General features: G+C 50.4%; 13 protein-coding genes and 2 tRNA genes. 5 read left to right on the forward strand and 10 right to left on the reverse strand.

Annotated elements, in window-relative coordinates; all coding sequences use genetic code 11:
• The first annotated feature begins 207 nt into the window (after positions 1 to 207).
• A complete protein-coding gene (locus HY774_19890; GenBank protein MBI4750748.1) occupies positions 208 to 471 on the forward strand; it encodes a EutN/CcmL family microcompartment protein in 264 nt (87 codons plus the stop codon).
• A gap of 24 nt (positions 472 to 495) precedes the next feature.
• Here the strand turns inward: HY774_19890 and HY774_19895 are convergent, their stop codons facing one another.
• The 3 genes from HY774_19895 to HY774_19905 form a co-directional block, all read right to left on the reverse strand.
• Positions 496 to 825 (reverse strand): hypothetical protein, encoded by a 330-nt coding sequence (locus HY774_19895; GenBank protein ID MBI4750749.1) that lies wholly within the window; start codon positions 823 to 825, stop codon positions 496 to 498.
• A gap of 97 nt (positions 826 to 922) precedes the next feature.
• Entirely contained in the window at positions 923 to 2,920 is a 1,998-nt protein-coding gene (locus HY774_19900; protein ID MBI4750750.1) for a hypothetical protein, read from the reverse strand.
• A 313-nt stretch (positions 2,921 to 3,233) separates the two neighbouring features.
• Positions 3,234 to 3,692: a carboxymuconolactone decarboxylase family protein gene (locus HY774_19905; GenBank protein ID MBI4750751.1), complete on the reverse strand. Its 459-nt coding sequence runs from the start codon at positions 3,690 to 3,692 to the stop codon at positions 3,234 to 3,236.
• A gap of 240 nt (positions 3,693 to 3,932) precedes the next feature.
• Between HY774_19905 and HY774_19910 the strand changes: the two genes are divergently transcribed.
• Positions 3,933 to 5,438 (forward strand): PLP-dependent aminotransferase family protein, encoded by a 1,506-nt coding sequence (locus HY774_19910; protein MBI4750752.1) that lies wholly within the window; start codon positions 3,933 to 3,935, stop codon positions 5,436 to 5,438.
• A 111-nt stretch (positions 5,439 to 5,549) separates the two neighbouring features.
• Entirely contained in the window at positions 5,550 to 5,876 is a 327-nt protein-coding gene (locus HY774_19915; GenBank protein ID MBI4750753.1) for an FKBP-type peptidyl-prolyl cis-trans isomerase, read from the forward strand.
• Positions 5,877 to 5,951: 75 nt separating this feature from the next.
• Here HY774_19915 and HY774_19920 read toward each other — a convergent pair whose 3' ends face one another.
• The 7 genes from HY774_19920 to HY774_19950 form a co-directional block, all read right to left on the reverse strand.
• On the reverse strand, positions 5,952 to 6,923 hold the full coding sequence (locus HY774_19920) for a glycosyltransferase family 2 protein (GenBank protein MBI4750754.1): 972 nt from the start codon (positions 6,921 to 6,923) through the stop codon (positions 5,952 to 5,954).
• Positions 6,920 to 7,876, reverse strand: coding sequence for a glycosyltransferase family 2 protein (locus tag HY774_19925; protein ID MBI4750755.1), 957 nt, complete (start codon positions 7,874 to 7,876; stop codon positions 6,920 to 6,922). Before HY774_19925 ends, HY774_19920 begins: the two co-directional genes overlap by 4 nt.
• 82 nt (positions 7,877 to 7,958) lie before the next feature.
• Positions 7,959 to 8,034, reverse strand: a tRNA-Arg gene (locus tag HY774_19930).
• 159 nt (positions 8,035 to 8,193) lie between these two features.
• Complete coding sequence (locus tag HY774_19935; GenBank protein MBI4750756.1) at positions 8,194 to 8,715, reverse strand: adenine phosphoribosyltransferase; 522 nt, start codon at positions 8,713 to 8,715, stop codon at positions 8,194 to 8,196.
• Between the two features lie 12 nt (positions 8,716 to 8,727).
• Entirely contained in the window at positions 8,728 to 9,006 is a 279-nt protein-coding gene (locus HY774_19940) for an acylphosphatase (protein MBI4750757.1), read from the reverse strand.
• A gap of 83 nt (positions 9,007 to 9,089) precedes the next feature.
• Positions 9,090 to 9,166: transfer RNA gene (locus HY774_19945), tRNA-Pro, on the reverse strand.
• A gap of 204 nt (positions 9,167 to 9,370) precedes the next feature.
• On the reverse strand, positions 9,371 to 10,255 hold the full coding sequence (locus HY774_19950) for a hypothetical protein (GenBank protein ID MBI4750758.1): 885 nt from the start codon (positions 10,253 to 10,255) through the stop codon (positions 9,371 to 9,373).
• 230 nt (positions 10,256 to 10,485) lie between these two features.
• Between HY774_19950 and HY774_19955 the strand changes: the two genes are divergently transcribed.
• Both HY774_19955 and HY774_19960 read left to right on the forward strand, forming a co-directional pair.
• Positions 10,486 to 11,160: a zinc ribbon domain-containing protein gene (locus HY774_19955; protein ID MBI4750759.1), complete on the forward strand. Its 675-nt coding sequence runs from the start codon at positions 10,486 to 10,488 to the stop codon at positions 11,158 to 11,160.
• A gap of 293 nt (positions 11,161 to 11,453) precedes the next feature.
• Complete coding sequence (locus HY774_19960; protein MBI4750760.1) at positions 11,454 to 12,791, forward strand: hypothetical protein; 1,338 nt, start codon at positions 11,454 to 11,456, stop codon at positions 12,789 to 12,791.
• Positions 12,792 to 12,874: the final 83 nt, after the last annotated feature.

Raw genomic sequence — 12,874 nt, forward strand, 5'->3', positions numbered from 1 at the left:
AGTAGTCAGTAGTCAGTAGTCAGTAGTCGAGTGTTGGGATTTGAGGACTTGTGTCAAGTGGATTTGGTTCTATTTGAGTCAGTTATGAACAATTCTTTTCAAGAATTCGACGGATTCAACGATCCGGGGTTTATCTACTGACTCATCAACTACTGACTTATCAACTACTGACTACTGACTGGTATCACAACATTTGAGGGAACTATCATGATTTTGGCTCGAACCTGGGGAACTGTGGTTGCCACCCGGAAAGATTCCAGACTGCAAGGTCATAAATTGCTGGTGGTCAAACCAATTAACCTGGAAGGCCAGGAGGAAAACAGCTTTTTAATCGCGATTGATACGGTTGGCGCCGGGGCTCGTGAAACCGTGCTGGTTGTCTCTGGAAGCTCAGCCCGACTCGCCCACGGGCTCAAGGATTGCCCCGTTGATGCCGCCATCGTGGGGATTGTTGATACAGTAACCGTCTAATAACCCAGAGCGTTAGACATCACTTTACCAGCTTTGAATTCGTCGAATCAGCATCCACGTTCCAACCACGAAATAGACACACAGGGACCCCAGACCACACATCACAATCAGAACCCAAATGAACCGGTGTAACGGCTTTTCCGCCAGACGGTATGGGTGTTGGAACGTACCTGGATGACCAAAAATGAGGGCAAATACGATAAACCCCAGACTGGCCAGAAGCATGGGCCAGCTCTGAAGCAGTGATGCTCCGATCAAGAGCAGGCAAAAGACACCAACCTGCGAATGATGGTCCGGTGTGAGTTTCTCGATCCAGCGATCTATTTTTGCCAGCAGACTTGTTTCAGATTCCATCACGAACCTCGCCTGGGGGATACACATGGAAAAACCCTCGCCACTCCAACTCGGTGCGGCGAGGGTTTTTCATTTGCGGAATTTTGGATGTTGGGGACTACTCAGTCACGACAATCTGAATCGGGGCTGAAGTTGAAGCGGTTTTCTTATTCACTCCGGTCAAGGTCACGTGGTACATGCCGGGCTTCTCAAAGGTGTAGCTCAACTGGCTTCCCTGACCAATTACCTGACGCTCAGTTGACCACGTCATGGAACTGGGTGGGAGGACAGCACCGCCTGCCGTTCCCGTCAACTCAACTGTGAACGGGGCTTTCCCAGTGACCACACTGGCATTGGCTTCCATTGCCAGTGCTTTTCCAATGGAAGGTGTGGCCGGTTGAACAATTTCCTTTAAGAGAAAATTATCGCCATCAAAACTCACATTGCGCGGTTTGGCTGGAACTTTGAGCGCAAAGACCTGAGACCGAAACCGGTTGAGGACCTGAAATGTCTGCTTTTCGCCACCTTCCATCACCACTGAAAGTTGAACCGGCACTACATATGTCGAAGGACCTTTCTGACCAACCAGAGCATGAGTTTGCCGCTGGTCAAGACGAACCAGCACGGTGTACGTGCCATCTGAATTTAGCTTTGTCTGAGTCACGTAGCTATAAATCGGTCGGCGTTCAGAGTACACCCATTCAGTAAAGAAATCTGTCAGCGGTGCTCCATAGTGGTCTTCGCAAACCTTCTGAAAATCCGCCGTGGTTGCATTTCCAAAAGCAAAGCGTTGGCGGTAATCCCGCAACGTCGCGAAAAAGACGTCATCTCCCATCATGCCCCGCAGCATGTGCAAGACCCACGCCCCTTTGGTGTAAATGGCATTGGTATCATCAAACGGGTCGCCTGGATCCTCGGCATACACCGTGCCACGGAGTGCTCCGCTGGCTCGACCGTCATCATAGTAGTCAACCATCAGGCCACCAGCGAACAGGTCAAAGTTTTTCTCGAAAAAGAGAACTTCCGAATAGGTGGCAAAACCTTCGTTGAGCCAGATGTCCGCCCAATCCCTGATAGTGACATCATCTCCCCACCACTGGTGTCCAAGTTCGTGAGCAATGATGCTTTGGCTGCTGCCATTGCTGGTGATGACGGGGGCACCCAGTGACGTCATCGTTTGATGTTCCATCCCCCCACCCCAGGGAAATTCAGCCATACCGTATTTTTCACCGACAAACGGATATTCACCAAAGAGCGGTGCATAGAGTTCGAGCATGCGACGAGTAATGGCAAATTTCTGCTGGGCAATGGTGAGGTGTTCAGGATAGACATAATGCACGATGGGCATGGTCGTGCCGTCGAGTGCGGTGTAGGTATCTTCAATCGTTTTGAAATTGGTAATGGCCAGTGATACCAGATAGGTTGAAACCGGGTAGCGTTCGTCCCAAACAAAGGTTTTGCGGCCATCGGCTTCAGTTTGAACATCTTTCAACATGCCATTTGAAGCAACAACATAGGGATCCGGCACGGTTACCGCCAGTTGCACCGTCGCTTTATCGGCTGGGTTGTCCACACAGGGCCACCAGGTTGAGGCGCCGTATGGCTCGGAAAGTGTTGCAATAAGCGGGGTTCCAGCATGTTGGGTAAAGAACATGGCCCCACCTTCCGGCCCCAGTCCCCCAAATGATTTTGGGGCGCCGCTATAGCTGAGCGTCACCCCAAATTCAGTACCCGCCGCCAATGGCTGGAAAAACGAAACCACAATCTGGTCGGTCTTTCGGGTGTAATCAGCCTGTTGTGACAATCCAGTTACTTGCAAGGAATTGACCCGCAACTGTTGATCCAGGTCAATCAAAAACGTCGCCACTCCATCAGCTTCGGTTTTGGCTGTGAGTTCCACCGTGCCACTGATAAACTGCTGGCCCGGAGATAAATCCAGGCTGAGTGAGTAATTCAAAACATCAACTGGCTGAACCGTAACATACGGATTGGCTTGAGCCGCTCTGGCTTCCATCATGTGATGGTAGCGGTGCTGGCAGCCATTTCGCTTTAACCACTCCTGGTTAAACCGGGCTTCTTCCAGAATGGCACGGACTTCAGAGGAAAGATTCTTCAACCTTGGGGTTTTCCCAAAGGTTGAAAAAGGGGTCAGGAGAAAAAGACCAACGAGCGTCAAAATGACGCAGTGTTTCAGGCGAGTCAATCGCATAGGGGAGGAAGACCTTTACAGAGATAAATGGAAGTACTCTTCACTGATTGGAAGTGAATCAAGATGTATGATTTGCAACCTTGCATTACACCAGAGCAGTCTCGCTCTCGCAACCCATCTACCACTCTTTTTCTTCCTTCTCGTGCAAAACTCACCTAAAAATCCAGTTGAGCCAGATGAATACCGTTCAAGAACCAGTATTTTGCTTCAAGCCAGGCTCTCAATGCGCAGCCGGTTGATAGGTACCCGCCACGGCTCGAAACGTAATCGCGATTCGATTCCAGGTATTGATAGCGGCAATCGCCCAGGTCAATATCACCAGTTCTTCATCGGTAAAGTGGGGTTTTACCGCCGTAAAGACATCATCCGGAACATGCCCGTTGGTCACCAGGGTCACCGCTTCCGTCAGCATCAAAGCCGCCCGTTCACGTTCAGTATAAAATGGTGCTTCACGCCAGGCATTGAGCAAATACAGACGTTGCTCGCTTTCTCCTCCGGCGCGTAAGTCCTTGGAGTGCATATCAATACAATAAGCGCACCCGTTGATTTGCGAGGCCCGAAGCTTGATCAAATGCAACAGCATCGGCTCAATACCGCTTCGTGAAACCTGATTTTCGAGGTGCAACATTGCCTTATAAATACTGGTCGCAAATTTTGAATAATCCATCCGTGTTTCCATACAAAATCTCCTTTTCGAATTTAACTGAAGGGAAATTCCCGTTGTGTGTGACACGGAAAACTTACCAGAATATGGTCAAGTCAAAAGATCCATTTAGACCATTTTGACTAGACCATTTTCATTCGGGTTCCGGGTTCCAGATTTGAATTCTTTTCTCTTATGTCCTTTATGTCTTTTAAACCCCGATACCCTGAACCTGATACCCTAATTGGTATCAAACACCAGGGAGAGGATTCAACTATGGCCAAAAAAGCTACTTTTCAGGATTTTTCACCTCAAAGGAAACCTGAAGAACAGACGTTGTTTCGGTGGTTATATGACGAACTTCGGAGCGCCATCCTTGAAGGCCGATTGAAATCAGGGGCTCGCCTCCCCTCAACACGCAACCTTGCCCAACAGTTTGGAGTTTCGCGGGGCACGGTAGTGGTGGTGTTTGAACAACTCCAGGCTGAAGGATATATCGTGAGTCAGACCGGATCCGGTACTGTGGTCGCAACCTCTTTACCAGACGAGTTTACCCAGGCGTCCCAGGTGCTTCATTCACCTCAAAACGGATTGGTTTCGACGAGGTCACTTTCAGAGCGCGGTGCCCGCTTGCTGACAAATCCATTCCTCATCCATCGGCAAACCGCGGTTGGAAAACCTTTTCAATCCAATACCCCAGCCGTTGAAGCCTTTCCAATCGAAGTCTGGAGTCGTCTGGCGGGACGGCGGATGCGTCGGGCAACCCGGCTGCTGCTTAGTTCTGGGGATCCAGCCGGGTATCGTCCGCTCCGTGAAGCGCTGGCAACCTACCTTCAGACCGCCCGAGGTGTCAGGTGTGAAATTGAACAAATCCTGATTGTTTCGGGAATTCAGCAGGCGCTTGATTTAACCACCCGCCTTCTGCTTGATCGTGGAGATTGGGTTTGGATGGAAGATCCAGGCTACCCCGGTGCCACAAGTTTGTTTCGAGGCTCCGGGCTCAAGCTGTATCTCCTGCCCGTTGATAAAGGGGGACTTGATGTGGAAGCAGGGTTACGTGGCTGTCCAACGGCCCGACTCATCTATCTCACCCCGGCACACCAGTTTCCGCTCGGAGTTATGTTGTCGCTTGAGCGACGGCTGGCTTTGTTGAAATGGGCCCAGTCCAATGGAAGCTGGATCTTTGAAGACGACTATGACAGCGAATACCGCTACGTTGAGCGCCCGTTGGCGGCACTCCAGGGTCTCGACCAGCATGGTTGTGTGCTGTATGCCGGAAGTTTTAACAAAATTCTGTTCTCTGCCCTGCGCATCGGGTATCTGGTTGTTCCTCCGTCACTGGTTGATGCGTTCACGGCGCTTCGGTCAACCGTTGATCGGTTTCCAGCCGTGATGGATCAGGCCATTCTGGCTGACTTTATCAGTGATGGCTATTTTGGTCAGCACATTCGTCGAACTCGGGAACTCTATCACCACCGACTTCAGGTTTTTCTGGAATCAGTCAGTCGTCGGCTGGGAGGGTTGCTTGAGGTAGCTTCCACCAATGCCGGGTTACAAACCATCGGCTGGCTTCCACACGGAGCGGATGACCAACAAACAACTCAGCGGGCAGCCGATTTCGGAGTGGAAACCATTGGAATATCACGATATACCATCCAGCATCGGGTCCGACCTGGGCTGGTCCTTGGCTTTGCCGCAGTTGATGAGAAGGAAATTGACCAGGGGGTTGAACGACTTGGGTTTGCACTTGAAAGTATGCAGCGTCAGCGGCCTTCGCCATGACTGACTAGCCAAACAAGAGTTCCTCTGCTAGAAACCACCTGCTCTGAAATCTCAGGTACCTGAAACACCTGAATTTCTCTATCTTCATATATTTAAGGACAGAACAAACGCATGAGTGCAACTTTAGGCATTGAAGAGATCGTGGTTGGGTCGGGCGCTTCACCAAAAATCGGTGACACCGTGGTGGTTCACTACACCGGCGTGCTCACCAATGGCGTCAAGTTTGACAGTTCAAAAGATCGCAACCGCCCATTTGAATTCATTTTGGGTGTGGGACAGGTCATCAAAGGGTGGGATCAGGGTGTCGCGACCATGAAAATTGGCGGCAAACGCAAACTGACAGTTCCACCTGAACTTGGCTATGGAAGCCGTGGGATTGGTCCCATTCCACCGAATTCAACCCTGATTTTTGAAGTTGAATTGCTTGGCATCAAATAAAGCGAGTAGCGAAGTAGCGAAGCAGGTCAGATTGTTTCCTGTCAATCCTTAAACTCTTTGTCTTTCGCTATTTCGCTATTTCACCTTCTTTGCTATTTGGCGATGCGGGTCACTTGCCAACTGGCGATATTCGTAAAATTCGCCACGGAGCCGATGATATTTGACACCGGTTCGAAATCGCTGGCAGGGGGCCCCAAACCGACTGAACTGATATTGAACCCAGGCCAGCGGAATTTTGAGCCAGTACCGCACTGGAACGTTGAGGATTTGCAGTAAGGCCGGTTCAGAATCCATCCGCGCCCGGCCCCGCCCATAGAAAAAAGCCCGACGAAATAACCAGTCGAATGAAATCTGGCCGGCATCCACATTGTGACTCACCTGCGCGGTTGGAACATAGATAATCTGACATCCTCTGGCTCGCAATCGTTGAAGAAACTCTGTCTCTCCGCCCATTGGGTAACTCCTGCCCTGAGGACCCATCTGAGGATCAAAGTGAACTCCCTCCATTGCTGTTCGTCGAACAGCAAAGTTCGGCCCAAAAGGTAAAATATTGTGATATTCAAATGGGGTTTCTTCGGTCATGGGAGGAATCCATACCGGAGGGAATTTTGAAAAGGCAGTTGAAGTGAAGACTTCTTCTTTCAACCAGACTGGTGTTTCAGGTGGGTATGTGGGTTCAATTGGGCCGCAAAAAATATCAAAGTCTGGCCACCGTTGAGCCGCCTGATACAGATCAACTAACCACCGGTTCGAATGAGTACCATCATCATCGGTAAAAACCAGCAATTGACCTTTTGCAACCTTCAGTCCTTGATTCAAAGCTCGATTTTTTCCAGGTTCGGGTTCAAAAAGCGAGACCAGAGGAAGTGTGCGGCGCGCCTGCTCCAAAACCTGTGGCGTGTCGTCAGTACTGTTGTTGTCAATGACAATGACTTCCCATCTAAGTCCATTCATTTCCTGGCGAGCAAGAGAGGCCAGGGTCGGGCCAAGGAGTCTGGCCCGATTCCGGGTGGCAATCAACACGCTGAGATCAAGAGGGTGAGTCATAGAGAAGGAGGAATTGACTGACCTGACCGATGGATCTGGCGGTATTCAAATATCTGTCCGCGCAGGAAATAAAGCGTTGAACTGGTTTTGAACTTTTGCGGTTCCGCCCGAAAAAAGAACAGATGGTGGAACAACCAGGTAATGCAGAAGACAACCATCAGTCGAGCAGGAACACCACCCAACCGAAATGAGGTGGTGTTAGGTGCAAAATGAACAAACCCACGCCCAAACCGAAACGCCCGGTTCAACAGCCAGGCTGATTCAAGCTGGTGCTTTTCAACCCGGTGAAAGACTTTCGCTCTGGGAACATACCCAATCTGCTGATTTTCTTCATATATCCGGGCTAAAAACTCAGTCTCATCTCCCAGGGGTGATTGTGGATCCGCCGCCTGTGGTCCCAGACTTAATGAAAAACGCTTTCCACCAACAGCGGCTGCCCGCAGGGCATAATTTGGCCCAAATGGCAGGGTTGGATCGTCAAGCCGGGTATTTTCAGTGTGATTGAGATCAAAATGGGAAAAGGCAATTGAGGTAATCCGCCGATTTTGGCGAATCCATTCCGGCGTTTCAGGTGGCAGTAACGGGATAACCGGACCGCCAAAAATTGAAATTTCTGGCCATTGTCTGGAGGCAGCGACCAGTTCTGAGACCCATTGTTCAGTGTGCTCAGTGTCGTCATCAGTAAAAATCAGTAATTCACCTGTCACGATATCAAGTGCCCGGTTCAATGCCCGGTTTTTTCCTGGGGTTGGCTCCGTCAGCGGAATCAACGGCAACCAGCTTTGGGCTTCGCGTAAAACCTGGGCTGTATCGTCGCTGCTTCCATTATCAACGACTACAATTTCCCATCGAATTCCATTCAAGTGTTGATTGCGCAACGATTGCAACGTTTGCCGCAAAACGGACGCTCGATTTCGAGTGGAAATCAAAATACTGACATCAACGTTCTCCACGATATCAGCCCCCTCAAAACAAGACTGGAGATGGTTTTGAGGGAACCAAAACCGATCTCCAGTATGACAAAATAAAAATTACTGGTGCTCGCGGCGGGAATCGAACCCACGACCTACCGCTTAGGAGGCGGTTGCTCTATCCACTGAGCTACGCGAGCAAATCTCGAAGGACAAGGAATGAGAAACTCAACTTAATGATACCAGTTTGTAGTCAGTAGTCAGTAGTCAGTAGTTTACTAACTTTACTTCTTTGAGTTACTTCACTGTTCGCGAATCCAGGCAATTCATTCCGCTGAAAGTCTTTCAACTCTCCGCTCTTATGAATCATAGCGCAGGAGTGATTCGACGTGATACCCGGCCAGTTTTTCACGACCGTTGAGAAAATCCAGTTCGATCACAAAGGTAATGCCCACGACCGTACCGCCAAGGCGTTCAACCAGTTTGGTTACAGCCAGGGCCGTTCCGCCGGTTGCCAGCAAATCATCCGCGATCAGCACCCGATGACCAGGCTGGATCGAATCTTTGTGGATCTCAAGACAATCACTGCCATACTCCAGGTCATAGCATTCACGCTCGGTTTCCGCCGGAAGCTTTTTGGGTTTCCGAACCGGGACAAAACCGGCCCCCAGGTGATAGGCGATGGCTGGGGCAAAAATAAAACCACGGGCTTCGATCCCAACCACCACGTCAATTTTCTCGCCGACAAATCCTTCGCTCATGCGGTTGATCACACGCTTGAGCCCCTTTGGGTCTTTCAAGAGGGTGGTGATGTCATAAAACAAAATGCCGGGTTTAGGAAAATCCGGGATTTCACGAACAAGTTTACGAAGAGCATCCATAAAGCAAAATTCCTATCCATTAATGCGAAATGTATCAAAATGTCCGGTTGGTTCGACGGCGGTTTCACTGATTTTTCGAACTTCCGCATACATCGGACCAAAGGCAAGATCGTGTTTGAGCTTTTCAATGGCATCAAGAGTACCTTCAACCCAGGCTTCAACTGAGCCATCGGGCAAATTTCGCACCCATCCTCTGATTTGATACTGACAGGCGGCGCGAAGCGTGTAATAGCGATACCCGACTCCCTGCACACGGCCAGTAATCACAAAACGTCGAGCAACAACGGCCATGAGAACATTACCTCTACCCACTCTCAAAAATGCAAAAAGGCCATCAATTCGAAGTGAACGGATGGCCTTCCTTTAGGATAACCTGGTCGGGGCGAGAGGATTTGAACCTCCGACCTTTCGGTCCCGAACCGAACGCTCTACCAGGCTGAGCCACGCCCCGTCAAACTGGAATGTCCTGGAAAGGGACGGATAGTACTCTCCGGTCCAGGTCTTGTCAAATGAAAAACCTGGGGCTGAGAAAACCAGGGCTGAGAGCTTGGGGCTGAAGACAACGGGCTGAAGACTTCGGGTTTAAAACAAAATTCCCAACTTCTTCAGCCCGTTGTCTTCAGCCCCGAGTCTTGGAGTCTTCCGCCCGCCTTTCTTAGTTGCTGGTGCTAATTCCCGACCAACTGGGCAAGGTCAACGCTGGCACATACGCGGATTCTTCAAAGTTGAATTTAAAGTACCCTTTGAATTTGGTGACGTTGGAGATGCCTTCCCCGCGAGCCAGGGTGGGCATTCGGAACCGACCATTAAATTCTGAATAATCAACCGTGGCACTGATTGATTCGATATCTTTGAGGTGTTTATCCAACACAGCCAGGTTGTACATGGCTTCAACCTGAACGGTGAGCATATCGCCGGTGGTGCCATTGACATAGACAATCCCAACGGCCAGGGGAACGCTCTTGATATTCGCTTTGGGTTTAAAGCGGAAGGCGCGTTCACCTTCGCGTTCGGCGGGCGCCGGTTCAAACTCATAATAAGGTAATTTTTCGGGCAGGAGCGGAAAGAAAATCAAATCCAGGAACGCCTGTGAGGTCAGCCCGGTGCTTTCCTTGGGATTGACTTTGGTTTTTGGATTGCCTTTGTCGTCAGTGTCAGCAACGACTCTCGGGACAACCAGGTAATTGGTTTTGTCGTTTTCATCCACCTGATATCCGATCTCAACTTCCGTATCCCGAAATTGCTTGCGTTCTCCAGGAGGGAGACCAGGGGCTTTTGGTTTTTCATAGCGCTCCATGTGCAGCCGTTGCCGATACTTACATCGGTCACGAATCACCAGTGATTGATGCTGGTTGCAGGCGGTTTTACAAATTAATTCTGGAACACCGGTGCAATCCATCGTCGCCACGCCTGGACAATCCGGCGTCCGAGTCGGGTCAACCAGCGGTGTTCCTCTGGTAACGAGCGCCGAGCCAGTCACCCACAAAAAGGCGACCAGAGAAAGCGAAACCAGCCGGGCATGTAATTTATGAATTTTCATGGTATCTTTTACTCCATCTCGCAGTTTCGAAATAGTTTGTTGTTTGAAGAATGAGATTTTGAAATTGAGCACTGTCAGGAATCCATTGTCTGATGCAGCAAGGCCACTGCTGTGTTTTCCGATGAGAACCAACCTGATGCACCAACAGACTTCCCTGGCTGTTTTTCGAGCGTGGCTTCCGACTTCACTACCTTGATTGGTCATTTAAATTTTCCAAGAGCCACTGTTTTATGCAGAACCGATATTACCGGCTTCCCAATGCCTTTCATATTTCACTTGACCCATTACTGGATGAACTGCGGCAGTTTTTTGTCTTGAACGGCCATCAGGTTCAAATCATTCCAATCAATAACGGTCATATTCTGCAAGCCCAAAAAGAATCAACCTTGAGCAACCTGACAGCTCAGTCCTCGGCCCTGACGGTGCGGTTGACCCGCGAACTTGATGGATTGCGAGTTGAAGTCGGCAATGGGCGGTGGCTGGATAAAGCGGCCATCGGGTTGGTTGGATACGTATTGCTGGCACCGCTCATTTTGCTTCCAATTGTCGGTGCAATCAATCAGTTTAAGCTGTCAGAAGATGTTTGGGAAAAAATCGAAGCCTTTGTCGCCCGACAGAACGGCGCGCCAATGCCAGGAACGGCGTATTCCCCCCCTCCCCCGGCTGGCTATACTTCTCCAACCTACTACCCACCCCCCGCTTCCGCCGTTGAGGTACGCTGTGCTTCGTGTAAGACCGTTCTGGCAACGGGTGCCATGTTTTGTTCGCGGTGCGGAACCAGGGTTGGAAACGGTTCGGTGGTCGAATCGTTTGCCAGTTCCAGCCCAACCTGTCCCGATTGTGGCCTGATGAACCCTCTTGGGGCACGGTTTTGCTCGGGCTGTGGTCATCGGTTTGGTGGATAACACCACCGTCTCGGGCTTCCACAAAGCCTGAAACGATCAAGGGTTTGCTGATTCCAATTTGCTTTGCCCCCTTTGAAATCAAACTTTTTCAAAGGCCAACGCACCCAAACCCATCAATGTGAAGTTCACGCATCAAGCCGTGTGGACTTCCGCTTTTCCTGCCCCCTTCGTTCACCAACCAGATTCCATTCCAGGGGTTGGCAGTTTTTTGGTTTCACTCCAGTCAGGGTTTATTTGGCATTGCAACCATTGATGCCGGTTGCAACTTTTCCCGCGCGGCGTTGTGACTTTTTATGAGCAGTGCTGTTCCGTCACCCTATGATTTGCGGAAATATTTGGAGCAACATCGGTTGCGGGCCGATCAAATGCTGAATTTGGCCAGCCCGGCGCTCAATGGCGGGTTGCCGACCAATCAGCATTGGGAATGGTTGAACGTCTTACTGACCAGGGCGTTTTCACCCGACGCCAAAACCGGGGTTGGCATCCGCGCCAAAGACGAAGTCACCCTCATCAACTCAATTACACCACTGATTGTCAGGCCCAAATTTGTTGATTACCTGGAGAAAGAATCCATTCTGGATCGAAGTGGGAGTCTGCTCAAACAGGTGCAACGCACCAGTACCTTTGATGAACTGGTGCGAAATCAGCTACCGGCCAAGCGCGCACTCCACTCCCTGTTTCATCAAAACAGCACGTCACCCGAACTTCTGACCCGAAACGTGCAACTCAACATTGAGATGCACGACAAGTTTGAAAAACTCTATGGCGAAGTTATCAGACAGATGCAGGATCTTTCCGAGCAACTTCGCCAGCTTCGGGTTAATCCAGCCACACTCCCCGAAGAATCTTCAGAAACGTCCGTGGTCGCGGCGATGGAATTTGCCGTCAGGCCGGCCCCCTGGGTAACTGGCGATTACAGCAAAAATGTTGCGAACCTGCAGACCGTGATCCGGATGCGAGACATGCTCCAACGAGCGGTCATTTACTTTGGAATGAGTCTTCCAGCCGTAAACCCAACCGCACCGGTCACTCTGGCTGATCCAGCCGCTTTTTTTCACTCAACTCCAACTCCCCCTCCGACTCAAGCCCGAACACCAGCCCCAACTTTTACCATTCAGCCAACCCCATTGCCCCAGGGAGCGGATCCAAACCTCGCCCACGAACTGGAAACCGAAATTCAAGCCTGTATCAACTATCTCACCCAAACGATGGCGAATTCGGGGACAAGTTCATCAACAGTGCGGGTGATTCGCCTTTCCTCAGGAAGCTTCCTGCTGACATCCTGGGAAGCTGCTGCCTTCGAACCAACAGCCAATGTCCCGGAATGGCAGGTTAGCTATCTCGTTCGTGAAGGCCGCAAACTGTTGCAACGCAGCATTGCCCTGCTTGCCGTAATTGAGCAGCGACGGCCCAAACCCACTGAAAACATTAAGTTAACCCCCGGTCAACGGAGCGCGGCGCAATACTACCTCGGTCAAATCACCGAAGTTCTCAATACCTTTGACCGCTTTTTGCAACGTTCGGCAACTTCGGCAACCGATATCGAAATCCTCTCGAATATTCGCAATACCCGCCGCAAAATTGTCATGACCCAAACTCAGTTAAAGCAAACCCTGGGGATTCATTCGTGAATGAAGAATGTGGTGAGTGGTTCGTGGTTCGTGGTTCGTGGTTAGGGACTGTAAAAAATCAACTTCCCGGTTTCTTTTGGAAA

The sequence above is a fragment of the Acidobacteriota bacterium genome (assembly GCA_016208495.1).
Taxonomy (GTDB): Bacteria; Acidobacteriota; Blastocatellia; order Chloracidobacteriales; family Chloracidobacteriaceae; genus JACQXX01.

Coding starts and splice junctions, on each gene's coding strand:
- HY774_19890 (MBI4750748.1), top strand. CDS start 208: ATGATTTTGGCTCGAACCTGGGGAACTGTGGTTGCCACCCGGAAAGAT.
- HY774_19895 (MBI4750749.1), bottom strand. CDS start 825: ATGGAATCTGAAACAAGTCTGCTGGCAAAAATAGATCGCTGGATCGAG.
- HY774_19905 (MBI4750751.1), bottom strand. CDS start 3,692: ATGGAAACACGGATGGATTATTCAAAATTTGCGACCAGTATTTATAAG.
- HY774_19910 (MBI4750752.1), top strand. CDS start 3,933: ATGGCCAAAAAAGCTACTTTTCAGGATTTTTCACCTCAAAGGAAACCT.
- HY774_19915 (MBI4750753.1), top strand. CDS start 5,550: ATGAGTGCAACTTTAGGCATTGAAGAGATCGTGGTTGGGTCGGGCGCT.
- HY774_19920 (MBI4750754.1), bottom strand. CDS start 6,923: ATGACTCACCCTCTTGATCTCAGCGTGTTGATTGCCACCCGGAATCGG.
- HY774_19935 (MBI4750756.1), bottom strand. CDS start 8,715: ATGGATGCTCTTCGTAAACTTGTTCGTGAAATCCCGGATTTTCCTAAA.
- HY774_19940 (MBI4750757.1), bottom strand. CDS start 9,006: ATGGCCGTTGTTGCTCGACGTTTTGTGATTACTGGCCGTGTGCAGGGA.
- HY774_19950 (MBI4750758.1), bottom strand. CDS start 10,255: ATGAAAATTCATAAATTACATGCCCGGCTGGTTTCGCTTTCTCTGGTC.
- HY774_19955 (MBI4750759.1), top strand. CDS start 10,486: ATGCAGAACCGATATTACCGGCTTCCCAATGCCTTTCATATTTCACTT.
- HY774_19960 (MBI4750760.1), top strand. CDS start 11,454: ATGAGCAGTGCTGTTCCGTCACCCTATGATTTGCGGAAATATTTGGAG.